General features: G+C 68.7%; 12 protein-coding genes. 5 read left to right on the top strand and 7 right to left on the bottom strand.

The window, feature by feature from the left end; all coding sequences use genetic code 11:
* Together ACFYPM_RS04775 and ACFYPM_RS04770 are read right to left on the bottom strand one after the other, a co-directional pair.
* Nucleotides 1-1,046 (bottom strand): acetamidase/formamidase family protein (locus tag ACFYPM_RS04775; protein ID WP_387191245.1); only part of this gene is annotated, 1,046 nt, incomplete at its 3' end.
* Nucleotides 1,043-2,449, bottom strand: coding sequence for an APC family permease (locus ACFYPM_RS04770; protein WP_387191243.1), 1,407 nt, complete (start codon nt 2,447-2,449; stop codon nt 1,043-1,045). The genes ACFYPM_RS04775 and ACFYPM_RS04770, both read right to left, overlap by 4 nt.
* Nucleotides 2,450-2,770: 321 nt before the next feature.
* On the opposite strand from ACFYPM_RS04770, the gene ACFYPM_RS04765 reads away from it, so the two are divergent.
* The 4 genes from ACFYPM_RS04765 (at nt 2,771) to ACFYPM_RS04750 (ending at nt 6,913) form a co-directional block, all read left to right on the top strand.
* Nucleotides 2,771-4,108: a helix-turn-helix transcriptional regulator gene (locus ACFYPM_RS04765; protein WP_387191241.1), complete on the top strand. Its 1,338-nt coding sequence runs from the start codon at nt 2,771-2,773 to the stop codon at nt 4,106-4,108.
* 34 nt (nt 4,109-4,142) lie between these two features.
* On the top strand, nt 4,143-5,018 hold the full coding sequence (locus tag ACFYPM_RS04760; RefSeq protein ID WP_387191240.1) for a DMT family transporter: 876 nt from the start codon (nt 4,143-4,145) through the stop codon (nt 5,016-5,018).
* A gap of 121 nt (nt 5,019-5,139) precedes the next feature.
* The gene (locus tag ACFYPM_RS04755; protein WP_387191238.1) at nt 5,140-5,820 is read left to right on the top strand and encodes an HAD family hydrolase; all 681 of its coding nucleotides are present in this window, start codon (nt 5,140-5,142) and stop codon (nt 5,818-5,820) included.
* A 73-nt stretch (nt 5,821-5,893) separates the two neighbouring features.
* On the top strand, nt 5,894-6,913 hold the full coding sequence (locus tag ACFYPM_RS04750; RefSeq protein WP_354945771.1) for a tryptophan--tRNA ligase: 1,020 nt from the start codon (nt 5,894-5,896) through the stop codon (nt 6,911-6,913).
* Here ACFYPM_RS04750 and ACFYPM_RS04745 read toward each other — a convergent pair.
* From ACFYPM_RS04745 to ACFYPM_RS04730, 4 genes are read right to left on the bottom strand one after another with little or no spacing between them, the layout of a single operon-like run.
* Complete coding sequence (locus ACFYPM_RS04745; protein WP_387191236.1) at nt 6,906-7,952, bottom strand: FAD-dependent oxidoreductase; 1,047 nt, start codon at nt 7,950-7,952, stop codon at nt 6,906-6,908. The genes ACFYPM_RS04750 and ACFYPM_RS04745 overlap by 8 nt on opposite strands.
* Nucleotides 7,945-8,838, bottom strand: coding sequence for an NAD-dependent epimerase/dehydratase family protein (locus tag ACFYPM_RS04740; protein WP_387191234.1), 894 nt, complete (start codon nt 8,836-8,838; stop codon nt 7,945-7,947). Before ACFYPM_RS04740 ends, ACFYPM_RS04745 begins: the two co-directional genes overlap by 8 nt.
* On the bottom strand, nt 8,835-9,827 hold the full coding sequence (locus ACFYPM_RS04735) for a hypothetical protein (protein WP_387191233.1): 993 nt from the start codon (nt 9,825-9,827) through the stop codon (nt 8,835-8,837). Before ACFYPM_RS04735 ends, ACFYPM_RS04740 begins: the two co-directional genes overlap by 4 nt.
* Before the next feature lie 20 nt (nt 9,828-9,847).
* Entirely contained in the window at nt 9,848-10,888 is a 1,041-nt protein-coding gene (locus ACFYPM_RS04730) for a hypothetical protein (protein WP_387191231.1), read from the bottom strand.
* Between the two features lie 240 nt (nt 10,889-11,128).
* On the opposite strand from ACFYPM_RS04730, the gene ACFYPM_RS04725 reads away from it, so the two are divergent.
* A complete protein-coding gene (locus tag ACFYPM_RS04725) occupies nt 11,129-11,692 on the top strand; it encodes an NUDIX hydrolase (RefSeq protein WP_387191229.1) in 564 nt (187 codons plus the stop codon).
* Here the strand turns inward: ACFYPM_RS04725 and ACFYPM_RS04720 are convergent.
* Nucleotides 11,689-13,161 (bottom strand): helix-turn-helix domain-containing protein, encoded by a 1,473-nt coding sequence (locus tag ACFYPM_RS04720; protein WP_387191227.1) that lies wholly within the window; start codon nt 13,159-13,161, stop codon nt 11,689-11,691. The two genes, ACFYPM_RS04725 and ACFYPM_RS04720, sit on opposite strands and share 4 nt — an antisense overlap.
* Nucleotides 13,162-13,355: the final 194 nt, after the last annotated feature.

The following is a 13,355-nucleotide window of genomic DNA, read 5'->3' as shown; positions in this document are numbered from 1 at the left end:
GCCGGGGCCGGGGCCGGGGCCGGGGCCGGGGCCGGGGCCGGGGCCGGGGCCGGGGCCGGGGCCGGGGCCGGGGCCGGGGCCGGGGCCGGGGCCGGGGCCGGGAGCAGCGTCTTGTTGACGGCGGCGAGGACCGTGTAGTTCGGGTCGCACACGTTGCCGATCGGCGCCCGCCCCGCCTGCGATACGAGCTGGTACGCGTCGAGCTCATCCAGACCGGTCAGCGTGCTCGTCCAACCGACCAGATCGCGCTGCGCGATCCGGTAGGCGTCCTCCAGGGGGCGGGCGCAGCCGACCGACATCACCTCCCGGTCGGTCTCCACCCGGGGCCAGACCGTCGAGGTGCGCTTGATGACCTCGATGATCAGCGTGGTGGTCGTGGCGATCTCCACCCCGACCCCGCAGGCTTCGCCCTCGCCCTGGCGGGCGTGCCCGTCGCCGAGGGCGAGCATCGCCCCATGCACGTTCACCCCCAGATAGAGGGTGCTCCCGGCCCGCAGCTCGGGGGTGTCAAGGTTCCCACCATGCACGTCGGGGACGATCGTGGAGCGGGCCTCGAAGCCGCCCGGCGCGACGCCGATCGTGCCGATCATCGGGTCCAGGGGCAGGTCGACGCTGTGGTCACTGCCCGTCGCGTGGTAGCGGACCGTCCTGGCCTGCCGGTCGATGTCGTACACCCACACGCGCTCTTCGAGTGGCGGCTGCAGGGTGGCGGTGTGCGAGGTCGAGGTGAGTGCTCCGAAGTGCGGGAACGTCGACGAGACTCCCCAGTCCCGGGCGGGCTCGATGGCAGCGAGGTGGATCGCGAGAGTGTCGCCGGGCTCAGCGTCCTCGACGAAGAACGGCCCCGACACCGGATTCAAGTACGGCATCCGGCACACCCGCGACGGCAAATCCGCCGGCCCACGCACGAGACCGCCGAAGCAGTCCTCCGTGAACACCCGCAGCACGTCGCCGGAGCGCACATGGGCCACCGGCATCCGGCCGCCAAAGGTATAGGCCAACTCATCGCGAGCCGGACGGTAAGTGATCGTGTCCATGCCGGTCACACCCGCTCCACGTCACGCGCCGGTGCCTGCGCGGGCGCCAAACCCGACAACGCGGGCCGGCGGCCGGACAGGTACAGGCCGGCTAGGACGACCATGCCCAGTGCGAGCCAGGCCAGGCCGAGGCGCTGCGCGGCGATGTTCGCGTTGACCACGACGTAGGCGAGGATCGCGAACCCAATACCGGGCATGACCAGGTGCGCCCACCAGTTGCTACTGCGCCGGCGGATGAGGTGGTGCACGACCACGGAGACGTGCAGGACCAGGAACGCGACCATCGCCCCAAAGTTAATCAGCGACGACAGAAGGGTGATCCCATCCGCACGGGTCGCCAGGTACAGGCCCAGGGCGAGGGACACGGACCCGGTGAGCAGGGTCGCGTTGATCGGCACGTTACGGCGGATCGACACCTTCGCCAGGAACGCCGGCAGTTGCCGGTCCCGGGTCATCGCATACAGCAGCCGCGAGGTGGCGACCTGCGCGACCATCGAGTTCGGCAAACCCCACGCGATCGCCGTCGCGACCGCGCAAAGCGTCGCCAACCAGCCGCCACCGGCCACCCGAGCGGCGTCATAGAAGGCGATGCCGTTCGGATCCCCCTGCCCAAGGAGCGCACCGGGGTCGGGCACGAGCATCGCGGCCAGCCACGTCTGGGCGATGAACAGCACCCCGGCCAGGATGAGAACGGCGGCCATCGCGCGGCCGATCTGCCGGGAGCCACCCTTGGTCTCCTCGGCCAACATGCTGATCCCGTCAAAGCCCAGGAACGACAGCACCGCGATCGACACCGCCCCCGCGACGAGGGACCAGGTGAACGTGTCGGCGTTGTAGAACGCCTCCCAGCTGAACCGGCCCTTCCCGGTCGCGAGGGCCCAGCCGGCGACGGCCAGGAAGATCGCCAAGACGATCAGTTCACCGATCAGCATCACCCGAGTCACCACAGCGGTCATCCGGATCCCGACCGAGTTGACGACCGTGTTGACCACGACGAAGCCGAGCAACCACAGCCATACCGGCACGGCCGGGACCGTGGCGTGCATCGCGACGGACGCCACCAGATACAGCAGACCCGGAACCAGCACGTAGTCGAGCAGGATCACCCAGCCGGCCAGGAAACCGACCGGCGCGGTGATGCCCCGGCCCGCGTAGTTGTAGACACTGCCCGACATCGGGAACGCCTTCACCATCTGCGCGTAGGAGAACGCGGTGAACACCAGCGCTACCACGCCGATGGCGTACGCGAGGGCCACCATCCCACCGGAGCCGGCATAGACGCTGCCGAAGATCGCCATCGGCGCGATCGGCACCATGTACACCAGCCCGTAGGCGACCAGGTCCCGGAACCGGAGCCTCCGAGCCAACTCCTGCCGATAGCCGTATCGGGCTAACTCGTCATGCTCATACATCAGCGAGCCTCTCTTTCCCCATCGATCGCTCGGGTGCAGCGCCAGATGGTGGGCGGCCACCCGGCTTGAGTGCGATGCCGTCAGCGCCTGCGCGTCCGGCCGTTTCTGGATCGCGTGCGCCAGGCAATGCCCTTCGAGCAGGCGATCTGCGTCGTGATCGAGGGTCGCGTTCGCAGCGACAAAGATCGACCCCCGTTGGTGGGGATCACCGACCCACCGGTACTCCACGGATTACGGGGAGTACTCGCACGGATGGCTTCCGTCACAGCGATGGTGATCGCTAACGTGCTACCCACGGCGGCCCGGAGGGCGGAGGCGGGGATGGCGAGAAGCGCGCGTAGCTACCAGCGAGAGGCCGACGAGCTTCGCGCCAACGGCTGGACGTACGGGCAGATCGCCTCGCACTGGCGGCAGCGGCACCGCTTCAACCCGCGCGTGGCCTTCCGCCTCGCGCACGGCCTGACGCAGGCCGACGTGGCGCGGCGCTGGAACGAGCAGTGGCCCGACGCGGACTCGCCGAAGACCGCCAAGCAGATCTCGTACTGGGAGATCTGGCCGGGCACGGCGGGCCGGGCACCGTCGTTGGACACGCTGAACAAGTTGGCGTTTCTCTATCGGTGTGCGGCTGGCGAACTGCTCGGCGGCGAGGACCACAGTCACCTCGACACAGCGGCCCTGCGCGCGAGCGAACCGGAGCCGCATGCGGGCCGGTCGACCGGCGAGCGCACGACCGGCGCTCCGCTGCCCGCCGGCGCGATCCTGACCCGGGTCACCGATCGGATCGTCGAGGATTTCGAGATCCTGACCGACACCTACCGGCACCTCGACTACCGGGAGGGCTCAGGCCGGGTGAGCGCGGATGTCGGCGCTCACCTGCACCGAATGCTGGAGGTCAGCAACCGCACGACCAACACCAGCACCCATCACCGGCTGCTGCGCGCCGCGGGCGACGCCGCCCAGCTCGCGGCCTGGTTCGCCATCGACGCTCAGCACTACCAACAGGCACACGGCTTCTGCCGACTCACGATCTCACTGGCCGAGAAGGCAAACGACCGAGCTCTGCACTCATACGGCCTCGGCGTGCTCAGCCAGATCCACCTGCACCGCGGCGACGGTCGCACCGCCCTCAGCCTGCTGGGCACGGCCCGAGACGTCGGCGGGCAGGGCATGCCGGCCGCCGTCAACTCCTGGCTGGGTGAGGCGATCGGCGAAGCGCACGGCCTTCTTGACGAGCCCCGCCGGGGAATGACCGCCCTAGCCGAAGCCGAACGAATCTTCGACGGCGTCAGCGCCGCCAACACGCCCGCCTGGCTCAGCTTCTTCAACGCCGACTGCCACGCCGCCCGGCTCAAGGGCCGCTGCCTGACCCGGCTGAGCCGTCCCACCGACGCGACAGGCTCCCTTTACGAAGCGTTGACCCTGTTGCCCGCTGACTTCGTCCGGGAACGCTCCGGCACCTTCATCGACCTCGCGGTCGCGTACACGCAGATGAACCAGATCGAGCAGGCCTGCCACGCCGCCACCCAGGCCGACGTCCTCGCGCGCCGGACCGGATCCGAACGCAACCGCAAGCGCCTACGGCAGCTGCTGGTCGACCTGCTGCCCTGGACCGGGCTCGACTGCGTGCAAAGCCTCTACCGGCAGGTGCTGATTAACTAGAGCGCGTGCGTACGTCGACCCGCTCCGACCCGCTGTGACCCGACGCTCCTGGATCGAACTGGTCATCCTGTCCGCCCTGTGGGGCGCGGTGTACCCGCTCATCACCGTCGCTCTGCGCGATCTGTCCCCAGCGCTCGTCGTCCTCGGACGGGTGGTGCTCGCGGCGCTCCTGCTGCTTCCCCTCGCGGTTCGCCGGGACGCGCTTCGGCCCGTCTGGCGTAACCCGCGGGCGATTGTCGAGACGGTGCTGGTGCAGTCCACGGCGCCGCTGCTGCTCCTCACCTATGGCCAGCGGTACGTCTCGGCGAGCGTCGCTGGCATCCTCGTCGGTGCGCAGCCATTGTTCGTCGCGCTCCTCGCCCTTCGCTTCGCACCCGATGAGCGCCCGCAAGGCTGGAAGGGCCTGACCGGGGTGCTCCTCGGCCTGGTCGGCCTGGTCTTGCTGCTCGGCGTCGACCTGCGTGGAGGTCGGCTGGCGCTGCTCGGCGGCGCGCTCATCCTCGTCGCAGCGGTTTGCTATGCCGCTGGCGCGATGCTGATTCATCGCAGGTACGCCGAGGCCCCGCCCCTCGGCGTGGCGACCTCCGCCATGCTCGTCACAACTGCGGCCGTGGTCGTGCCCGCCTCGGCGACGGCTCCGACCAAATTGCCCGGCTTGGAAACGACAGCGGCCCTGCTCGTGCTCGGGATCGCATGCACAGGCGCGACGCTCGCGCTCTTCTACAAGCTCATCACCCAAATCGGTCCCGCCCGCGCCGCGCTCGCCTTCTATCTCTCACCCGCGTTCGCCGTGGCATTCGGCGTAGCCTTCCTGCGCGAGCAGATCAGCATGGCTGCGGTCCTCGGGCTCGCGGCGATCGTTGTCGGGTCCGTACTCGCCGCCCGCCGCAGCGAGCCGACGCCTCCGTGATGCCTGTCTTTCACCCCTGGACATGGCTCGCCGTTCCGGCGATCCCCGAGCAGTCTCGGCGCGCGTTTGGCGCAGCCTGCCGTCTCACTCTGGGGCCGCCCCATGCGAGACAATCGATCCCATGAGAGGCGGGCGTGAAGCGGACAGCCAAGAGACCGCCGGCAGCCGCCCCGATCTCGTGATCTTCGACTGTGACGGGGTGCTCGTCGACAGCGAGTCGATCGTCGCGGGTGTGCTGGCGGGACAGCTACGACAGCTCGACGTCGAGATCACCGACGAGGAGTGTGAGCGGGAATTCGCCGGCCTATCCCAGGACAAGGCCACCGAGCGCGTACTCACGCTACTGGGCAGGTCCGCCCCGGCAGGATGGTTCGACTCGCTCACTCGGTCCGTTGACGCGGCCCTTCGCGCTCGGGTACGTCCGATGCCCGGTGTGCTGGACGTGATACGCCTGCTCGATGTTCCGTTCTGCGTGGCGTCGAACGGGCGCCCCAAGAAGGTGGCCCTGATGCTGCAGACGAGTGGGCTCGCACGGTACTTCGAGCACCAGATCTTCACCGCCGCCGACGTGGCTCATGGCAAGCCGGCCCCGGATCTGTTCCTCTTGGCCGCTGAGCGCTGCGGGGCGGATCAGCGGCGCTGTGTGGTGGTCGAGGACAGCGCGTCCGGGATCGCCGCCGCCCGGGCGGCTGGCATGCGCGTACTTGGCTTCGTGCCGACAGGTCAGACGCTCGACGACGCTGACGCGCTCTTCACCGACATGGCGGAGTTGCCGGACCTGCTTCGTCTGCCAATGAGCTGACAGACCGGGCATCACCGCTCGGCAAGGCCGACAAGGACATCGACCGGCCTTGGCCGCATAGTAATGTCGGGGTATGGGTTCTACGGCGCGTAAGGTTTCGCTGACGGGCATCAAGCCGACGGGCGAGCCGCATCTCGGCAACTACGTTGGTGCGATCCTGCCCGCGCTCGACCTGACGGACAGTTACGAGTCGATGTACTTCATCGCCGACTATCACGCGCTCACGACGGTCCGTGACCCCGCCCTGCTGCGGCACTACACCCGCTCGGTCGCGGCGACCTGGCTCGCTGCGGGCTTGGACCCGGACCGGACCACCTTCTACCGCCAGTCCGACATCCCGGAGATCTTCGAGCTGTCGTGGGTGCTGTCCTGCATGAGCGCCAAGGGGCTGATGAACCGGGCGCACGCCTACAAGGCGGCGCGCGACCGCAACCGTGAAGCCGGTCGGGAAGACCTCGACGCGGGCGTGAATATGGGTCTTTTCAACTACCCGGTGCTTATGGCCGTCGACATCCTGATCGTGGAAGCTGACGTGGTGCCAGTAGGCCGCGATCAGCTTCAGCACGTCGAATATGCCGCCGACATCGCAGGTTCGTTCAACAGCATCTACGGCGACCGGTACAAGCTGAAGATCCCGAAGCCCGTCGTGCCGGAGGAAGGCACCGCTCACACACTTCCGGGCACCGACGGCCGGAAGATGAGCAAGTCCTACGGCAACACGATCCCGCTGTTCGCCCCGGAGGCCGCCTTGAAGAAGGTGATCCGCCGGATCACGACGGACAGCGTCCCTCTGGAGGCGCCCAAGGAGCCGGATTCCTCGTCCTTGTTCACGCTGTTGGAGCGGTTCGGTGACCCCGCCGTGGTGGCCGAGACCCGGGCTCGCCTGCTCGCGGGCGGGATGGGTTGGGGCGAGGTCAAGGCGCAGTTGACCGAGGCGCTGAATGACCGGTTCGCGCCGATGCGCGACCGGTACGAGGCGCTTGTGGCGTCGGGCAGCGAACTCGACGACCTGCTGGCGCACGGCGCGGACAAGGCGCGCAAGCAGACCCGGCCGGTGCTGGAACGGGTCCGCGACGCCATCGGGATCAGCTGAGCTGACCCTCCTCTTCGAGGGGGCTGACGACGCGTTCGGCACAGTGCCACGCTGTGGTCCATTTGCCGGGCACCGCGACGAAAAGGTTGAGCACTCTGCTCCAACCAGGAGGAGGATCACGAAGATTCGCCACAAAGCTGGTCGGGTCCGCCCGAGCAGTGGAAGGTTCGCAGACGGTTCCCCACTGCAAGCGGAGCTCGGCGTCAGACGAGTGCAGCCCGCGCCGGGTGAGTGCCATTCGCATCCGCGCGTATTCGACCTCGTTCGGCCCGTACTCGCCGTTGATGCTCGGCAGCCCAATGCGCGCATCGGAGCGATCGGGGCTGATGGCCAGAAGGTCACCGTCGAGCCAGTAGGTCAAGGCGGTCGGACGAGTCCCGGCGTGCCGACCCCAGGCGATGCGGCGCTGCCCGAGCGTGTGCGCGACGCCCGCCTGGGCCAGCAGGTTGGGAATGTCGGCGCCGGCCGCCAGCACGATCAGGTCCCGCCTACCGCCGTAGTCGTCAACAGTTGCCAGCCCCGTCTCCGGGTTCTGCCGCAGTTTGGCCCGACACCGCGGCAGCAGCGACACACCGGAGTCGCGCGCCAGCGCGGTCAAGCAGGCGTGCAGGATGTCGAGGTCGACGCTGAAGTCCGGGATGCGAAACGCGGCAGCCGGCGGACACGCCGCCGCGAAGGCCAAGCGGTCTGGGTTGACCTCTTCGACGTCGATGCCCAGATGCTGCCAGGCGGTGCGGTACCTGTCGACGGCCTCAGCGGTGGTGAACAGCGCGTAGCCGCGCGGCTCGCCGACCCGGGCGGGGTGGAGCAGTTCGTCCGGCCAGTCGTTCCGGTGCTGCCAGCAGGCCTGGGCGACGTCGGGTAGGACCGGCGCCAGGACAGCGCCGGAGTGCAGCTGACCGAAGTTCGCCAGCGAGGCCCCACAGCGCCCGTCGCCGACACAGGCAACGTCGAACCCTCGCCGGGCGGCGCTGACGGCGATCGCGAGTCCGCACAGTCCGGCGCCGATGACAAGGATCTTCTTCCTCGGGTCAGGCATGAGGCGTTCCTCCTCCGTCTGGGGTCGAGAGAGCCTGGTCGCGGACGATCGCGACGTGGTACCGGTCGGCGAAGCGGCGGACCAGCTCGGCCGGCGCGAGGTGGTGGTCGACGCGGCGTCTTAACTGGGTCGGAGACAGGCCCAGTCTGGAGCGGGCCGCGCTGCGATGCGCTTGCATGCTGTTCGGCTCGGTCAGCAGGCACCGGAGATGAGTTATCAGCGCCGCTGGGATCGGAGAACCCTTCCGCCTGTCGGCGGCGACGAGGCTGTCACCGCTGAGGCTCGGCACCTTGAGGACGAACGCGGAGCCGGGCGCCGCCTCGGCGGCGGCGTGTAGCTGGTTCGCGGCCTGAGCGAATGACCACCCCGGCCAGAGCCGCGGACCTGCGTACTCCGCTGATTCGCGCAGGACGGGCAGGAGCAGCGCCGTGCCGGGTAGGCCGGCGCGGGCATAGGTGACGACCTGGCGCCGTTTGGCCAGCCCGTACGGTGTTTGGTAGAGGCCGGGAGCGAGGACGGCGGTGGAGCTGGCAGCGACCAAGTGGGGCTGGGCGGCGCACTCCCGAAGGCGGTCGCACAACCGCAGCACGGTGTCGGTCGCGGCTTGGACGCTACGCCGCATGCCGTCGACGCCGCTGCGGTCGAGGACGAGGTCGACCACGACCACGCGCGCCGAACCGCCGAATCGCTCGCTCACGGCGGTCACGACCCTGGCCTGATCCCCGCGATCGCTCAGCTCACCGGTGATCCACCCAATGGCGGATGACTGGCGGTTGCACGGTGAGCGCGTCACGGCGATCGTGTCGATGCCGGCGGCCGACAACAGCGACACCAGCGGTCTACCAAGGCGGCCGGAGGCGCCGAGAACCACCACCGCCGGCTTCACGAGGCGCACTGTTTCCACAGAATGGCGTACCGGTTGAAGGTTTCGCAGAACTCGGCCCGGACCTCGCGCCACGGGCCCGGCTGGGTGTCGCGGCCTGTGAAAGCCTTCCTGGCGGCAGCGGTACCGGCGGCGTCCCAACCGCTGGCCAGCTCGATTGCCGAGAGCAGTGCCGGCTGGCTGTCCCGCTCATCGCTCATCACCCGCACGCCTACCTCGTCCGGAGCCATGTTCAGGTGGATGCTCGACGCCGGGATGCTCTTGGACATCTTGGGGTAGCCCGCGAGGCCCTCCAGCACCCGGAAGTAGAGGGCACCGATGTTTCCGGTCCAGCCAAGGCCCAGCTCACCGGCGTTCGCCTGGCGGTCGAGGACGAGGCGGGCGAGGTCGGTGAAGTACGCCTCCTCCATTCCGGAGACCATGAGGACGTGCTTCGCGCCGTGGTCGAAAGGGCCGAGCACGTCGGCCACGGTGTACAGCGAGTCGGTGACCACCCCGACCTCGCTGCCGAGCAGGCCGTGGTCGGCGTACAGCTCCAGCAGGCTCTCACGGTGCTCCTGGAAGTCGGCCCGGGACAGGTAACGGGCGATGCGGCCGGCGCGGACGAGGTTGGCGTGGTCGAGGTGAGAGCGCAGTTCGGTGACTTCCCGGTCAAGCCCGAGCGCGACGAGAAACGAGATCATCTGGTCACGGACCTGGACCAGCGTCGACCAGGCGACGTTGCGGGAGTTCCACGCGCCGAGGTCGGAGACGATGACCGTCATCGGCGCGTGGAGGCGTCGCTGGAGTTCCAACGCGCCGAGCATCACCGACAGGGTGCCGGCGGTCGGTGCGTTGGTTGGACCGAACCCGGTGACGATGGCCATCGAGTCGCGCACGTCAGGCTCCAGCACCGGTACGGCACCGTCGACGTGGGTGAAGCGGATCGCGGCCGGTCCCAGGTGCCCGGCGACGGCTGCGGTGGTGGGCTGATCCATCGGGATGGCTGGCATCTGTCCTCCTTAGTGTGGGGTTATCGGCTCTCGGACAACGCCCTGAGCAGGCGTACGGCTCCGCCGGAACGTCGGGCGTGCCGAACGCGATCGACCGACTCGTCGGTGGGGACACCGGGGCCGATGATGAGCGCGGCGTTCAGCTCGACAAGGCGGGTGGCGGGTGAGTCGTCACCGGGCGCGAGTGCCTCGGCGGCGAGCGCGGCGTTGGCCGCGTGGGTCGGTCGATGGGCCACGGCGGTGCGCCACGCCGCGGTGGGGGCACTGTTCGCGCGGGTCGTCGCCTGTACCAGCTCGGCGTTGACGTGCGCGAGGTGAACGGTGCCGGCGCCGCAGTACTCGTCAACGGTTTCCCCGTCGGCGAGGTCGGTGGAGACAACCGTCCCGGCGGCCACGTCGGGGCGGATGCCTTGGAGGGCACGGGCTGACAGCTCAACGTCGGGATGGGCGAGGCCGAACAGGAAGCGGGAGGCGCGCACGCAGAGCGCCGCCACGGGCATGAAGAAGCTCGCGGGGTTGATCGCGTCGAAGACGCCGTCGTACCTGTCCGCGTACCGGGGACAGAACAGCGGGTAGGAGACGAAGGCGATGTTGTGCCGTTGCAGCGCGTCCGGTATGCCCGCCAAGTCATTGACCGGCCTGATCCTCAGGACGTCGAGGATGTCCGCCGCACCCGAGATGGCCGACACCGAACGGGAGACGCCTTTGACGACGGGAGTGCCGGCCGCGGCGGCGAGGATCGCTGCGGCGGTGCTGACGTTGAACGTCTTGAACTGCTCCTTGCCGCTGCCGGCGACGACCACCGTGCCGTCCGGCACGGCGACCGGCCGCGTGACGTGTCTGCGGAGCACTGGATCAAATTCGACAACCTCGGTCCACCAATCGAGCAGATCCGAGGCGCTGAGGTGACCGTCCCGGATCAGGCCGGTGCACCATCGACGCCATCGCTCGTTCGAGGTCGCTGACCTGTCCTGGAGGAAGGAGCGGAGAACATCCCGGCTGAAGTCGGAGGGGACGCTGTTCGTTGCTGCGGCGGACCTGGCCGCCGTGGCGCTGGTCATCTACTGTCTCCCGTCGAGGGGTGGCAGGACTGACGGAGACGATCGGATCTATGCGGCTGTCTTCCAGCACCGGCACGCCTTCTCGACAGCCAGGACAAACCAACCTGACCCACACTTCCGTCGATGAGTAGCCTCCCGCCGACACAGCGTGAGATGAATGGTGTCGATGTCAGCCGCTGTCAGCCGACAGCAGAGCCCGGAGACGCGAGGCCCCGCCGATGGCTGAATTAGGGTGGGGCCATGACCACGGACGCCCGGCGGGCCAGCGAGTGGACGATTCACGGCGAACGCGTTATCGATGACACTCGGCGCGCGGTACTCAGCGTCGCCGATGTGGAGCTACCGGACGGCGTGCGTTTCGAGCAGTACGTCTTGCGGGTTCCGGCTGCCGCGATGGTGGTTGTTCTCGACGATGCCGACCGGGTCCTGATGATGTGGCGGCACCGGTTCATCATCGACCGCTGGGTGTGGGAGCTTCCCGGCGGCTATCTCGACCCGGATGAGGACTCGGCCGTGTGCGCCGCCCGGGAGGTTGAGGAGGAGACGGGCTGGCGGCCGAAGGGCATGGAGCCGTTGATCGCGTTCCAGCCGATGGTGGGGACGATCGACCAGCCGAACGTTGTCTACCTCGCGCGGGGTGCCGAGCCGACCGGCGCGGCGCCGGACGTCAACGAGACCGAGCGGCTGGGCTGGATTCCGTTGACGGAGGTGCAGCAGCGCATTGAGGCCGGCGAGATCGTCGGCGCGGGTTCCGTGACAGGGTTGCTCGCGACGCTACTGGCGAAGGCGTCCGGGCGGATCTAGCCAGACAGTAGAAGCGGCTGGACCCGCTCGCTGAACTCGTTGACGGCGGGAAGCCCCTGGTAGGGGCTGAGTCGATCGGCCAGGTCGGCGAGATAGTCCCGTGCTCGGCGCGAGTTCAATTGCTCCGCAGCCGTGGTCGCCTGCAGACCGACCACAGCCGCCTGCTCGGGATCGCCGCTCTGCATGTGAGCCACCGCCAGCAGTGCCAGGTTGAACTGGCGCCCGCGGGCGTACGCCTGGCCGTCCATGTCAAGTGAGCGGACCGCGAAGCGTGCGGCTGTCTTGCCTTGCCCGAGGGCGGTGAAGCAGTGCCCGAACTTCGCCGACAGGTAGGCCTCGTCGAAGTAGCCGAACCACTGCGGGTCGCTGCCGCGATCGGCGCGGTCGAAGGCGCGCTCAGCACGGTTGAGCGCGGCGGCACACGCCGCTTCGTCGCCACCCACCGCGTGGCCCTGCGCTTCGAGGACCGCCGACTCCGCCTCGATCGCCGCGACCCCGGCCTGGGTCGCCATCAGACCGGCCGCACGAGCCAGGTCCACCGCCTCCGTCGAGGCACGAAGGTAGGCCGCCTGATGGCTCATCGCTGCCAGGATCTCCGCGCCCAGCGGCCGGTCGCCCGCCGTGGCGGCCAGACGCAACGCCTGCACCATGTACCGCTGCGCGAGCCCGTGCAGGCCAGCGTCGTACGACGACCAACCGGCCAGCTGCGTCGCCTCGGCGGCAGCGGACATCAGTGCTCTGCCTGTCCGCTGGTCGTACCGACCACGCAGAAGCCCAGCCACCTCGGTGTCCAGAAACCGCACCACACTGTCCCGGACTCGCGTCCCGCCGTACTGGTTGTCCAGTGACCGGTAGACGGCGGTGACGCGCCGTACCGCTTCGATCTCTGGTTCCCCGACGAGGCGTTCACCGGCGCTAGAGGGTCGCTCGTCCAGCGGCGCGGTCAGCCAGCGCACGGCTGGTGAGAGATACGCCGCCGCGCTGAAGCCGACGCCTCGGAGCAGTTCCCGCCGTTGCATATCGTCCCGCCACAGCTCGGTCGCGACGGCAACACCGCGTTGCCAATCCGCTGCGAACTCTAGCCCCGGTATCGCGGTCGGACCGGCGGTGACCGCGCCTGCTGACGCCTTGCCGACGTCGGCTGACACCACGGATGCCAACGCGAGTAGTTCACCGCCCGTGCCCAACGCAGCCTCGAGAAGCGCCAGCACGGACGGGCTCGGACGCTTCAGCCCGGCCTCCAGATCCCACAGGTAGCCGTGAGAGCAGTGGATCTGCTGGCCAAGCCGACGGAGTGACAGGTGCCGCTTCAAACGCAGCGCCTTCAGACACTCCCCGAACGCTGGATCGATAGCTCGCCGCCCAGGCATGGCATGCAACCTCCGAGAGTGCGTCGGCTGAACACGTGCGGCCACATCACTGCCATCGATGGACGCTACCTCTCCGGACAGCGACCGCGCGACAGCCATCGGTTACCACCCCGCCAGGCGTGGACCTGGCACGGCGGACCTGATGAATCCGCTCAGCGATTTGAGCGCCCGAAGCCGTCGAGACACGACAGCCCGCTGCGAAGTCACGCAGGTTGCACGTTGCCACTCCCGGCTCAAAGCGACGGCAACAGCCCAAAGTCCATTTTGCCGAGCGACCCGAACTCCTATCGAAA

Origin of the sequence: Micromonospora sp. NPDC005203 (assembly GCF_042872705.1) — a bacterium.
Taxonomy (GTDB): Bacteria; Actinomycetota; Actinomycetes; order Mycobacteriales; family Micromonosporaceae; genus Micromonospora.
The sequence above is the reverse complement of the archived record's forward strand: the minus strand, read 5'-3'. Positions and strand labels throughout refer to the sequence as shown.

What these genes read in the sequence shown, in the direction of transcription:
- ACFYPM_RS04770 (WP_387191243.1), bottom strand. Translation starts at nt 2,449, where the DNA reads ATGTATGAGCATGACGAGTTAGCCCGATACGGCTATCGGCAGGAGTTG.
- ACFYPM_RS04765 (WP_387191241.1), top strand. Translation starts at nt 2,771, where the DNA reads ATGGCGAGAAGCGCGCGTAGCTACCAGCGAGAGGCCGACGAGCTTCGC.
- ACFYPM_RS04755 (WP_387191238.1), top strand. Translation starts at nt 5,140, where the DNA reads ATGAGAGGCGGGCGTGAAGCGGACAGCCAAGAGACCGCCGGCAGCCGC.
- ACFYPM_RS04750 (WP_354945771.1), top strand. Translation starts at nt 5,894, where the DNA reads ATGGGTTCTACGGCGCGTAAGGTTTCGCTGACGGGCATCAAGCCGACG.
- ACFYPM_RS04745 (WP_387191236.1), bottom strand. Translation starts at nt 7,952, where the DNA reads ATGCCTGACCCGAGGAAGAAGATCCTTGTCATCGGCGCCGGACTGTGC.
- ACFYPM_RS04735 (WP_387191233.1), bottom strand. Translation starts at nt 9,827, where the DNA reads ATGCCAGCCATCCCGATGGATCAGCCCACCACCGCAGCCGTCGCCGGG.
- ACFYPM_RS04730 (WP_387191231.1), bottom strand. Translation starts at nt 10,888, where the DNA reads ATGACCAGCGCCACGGCGGCCAGGTCCGCCGCAGCAACGAACAGCGTC.
- ACFYPM_RS04725 (WP_387191229.1), top strand. Translation starts at nt 11,129, where the DNA reads ATGACCACGGACGCCCGGCGGGCCAGCGAGTGGACGATTCACGGCGAA.
- ACFYPM_RS04720 (WP_387191227.1), bottom strand. Translation starts at nt 13,161, where the DNA reads ATGGCTGTCGCGCGGTCGCTGTCCGGAGAGGTAGCGTCCATCGATGGC.